Source organism: Pseudomonadota bacterium (assembly GCA_010028905.1).
Lineage (GTDB): Bacteria > Vulcanimicrobiota > Xenobia > RGZZ01 > RGZZ01 > RGZZ01.
This window is the reverse complement of sequence record RGZZ01000753.1, coordinates 1-1,621: the sequence shown is the minus strand read 5'-3', so window position 1 is coordinate 1,621 and position 1,621 is coordinate 1. Positions and strand designations below refer to the sequence as shown.

Here is a 1,621-nt window from a genome sequence, read left to right as displayed (position 1 = left end):
TGCCGCGTCGCTGTCCCGCGCGCGCTCTACGCTCACACCGCGCGGCGGCACCAGAACGACGCGGGGAAGCCCCTGCGCCTCTTCTACCTCCATTTGCATTAATCCTACGAGCTCTGCGAGAGGCCGTCTTCGAGCGATATTGGCGCCTTCCTGCGCGGGCCCGTGACCTCGCGAGTTAAGTTCTGCTCTTCCTGCGCCCAATCCGCGTCAAAGCGCTCGGCCAGGAGCTGAAGCACGTCCCTGTCCGCGTGGACGCAGACGCTCTCCTGGCTCCCCCTCGCGTTCGACGTGGGGTTGTAACTGCCCGTGACATAGAACCCCTGTTTCTCCGCGTCGACGATCAGCTCTTTCTTGTGCATGAGGAGCTTGTCGTCCTCGCTGACGATGACCGGGTGCACCTCGACGTGGCGAAAGCGCTCTTCCTCAAAGCAGATGGGCAGAGTTTTGGACTGCTGCCGGAAGTCGTATCGCACCCGGACTATTACACCGCGCGCGGCGGCGCGGCGCAGCTCCTCCAGAACATCGGGATCCGAGATGCAGAACGCGTTCAGGCGCACGGTGCCGGCTGCGCGCTGCAGACTGGAGACGTAGATGTCCTTGCAGTGCGCGCCCGTCAGCGCCACTCTGCCCGCCGGGCCCATCTGAGCGCCGGCGTTCGAGTACACGAACAGCTGCCTCCTTCTCTTTACGGCTCTTCCGCCGCCCAGCGCCTCGGCCGCCTGCCTGCGCGCTTCCTCCGCGGAGATGCAGCCGCACGGAGACGCCGTAGGCCTCAAGAGGCAAGAAAGAAGCGTCGCGTCGACGTGCACGCACTCGAAGAGACCCAGGAGGCAGTCCGAAGCGCCGAACCTCCTGTCCGCGGGGCGGCCCACGGTCATGTGCAGTACTGGAACGGGCGCGCTCGCGGCCACGAGCTGAAGGTACGCCTTTCTGTTGGCCTCCCACGCTTTGCCTTTCTGCACCGCGTCCTTGACGGCTTCGAGACTCATGCGAATCGCGCCATCGGCATCCAGCTGAGCTGTTTTGGGCGTGGCGCAGATATATCCTCTGCTCCCGCGCAGCAAAGAGACGCTGTCCGCGTCCGTCGAGGAGGATTCTTCGGGGTAGAAGAAGAAACGCACTCCCTGCACGGGCGCCGCAAAGTTCTTCTGGTCCTGCAGGTGCTGAGCCCACAGTCCGCTCTCGAAGGCGTCCCGTAAGTCGCAGCTGCACTTCCTCGCGCACGAGCCGAGGAGCTCCGGCGCGCACTTGAGGACGGAGTCGGGGTGCCAGTCGCCGAGCGCCATTGCGAAATTTTTGCTAGAGATCTTAAACGATGCAGGCGCTGGCTGCGTGCGCGCGCGCGCTTATTCCCCTCACTCTCCCGTTGACTTCGTCCTTGCTGAGGAAAGACGCGCGCCGCACGGCGCACCCGCTTTATCCTCCTTTGGCATTTGAGGGCTTAGCCATCGCGGCCCTGCTCTTGGTAGGCTTCGCATGGGCCGTCGGAGACGCTTCAATATCCCACGATTTTGCGTACGTAATTCTGGTCGCTCTTTTCGCCGCGTCGAGCTATTTCTCTTTGCACGCGGGGCGCGAGCGTCAGTCGGCGATCCTCAGCATGGGGCTCTTCACGATAACG

The 1,621-nt window shown here is 63.6% G+C and carries 2 protein-coding genes; one reads left to right on the top strand and one right to left on the bottom strand.

The window, feature by feature from the left end; genetic code table 11:
* Positions 1-104: 104 nt before the first annotated feature.
* The gene (locus tag EB084_24990) at positions 105-1,286 is read right to left on the bottom strand and encodes a hypothetical protein (GenBank protein NDD31520.1); all 1,182 of its coding nucleotides are present in this window, start codon (positions 1,284-1,286) and stop codon (positions 105-107) included.
* Positions 1,287-1,315: 29 nt separating this feature from the next.
* Here EB084_24990 and EB084_24985 point away from each other — a divergent pair.
* The coding region (locus EB084_24985; protein NDD31519.1) for a hypothetical protein at positions 1,316-1,621 on the top strand (306 nt) is incomplete at its 3' end.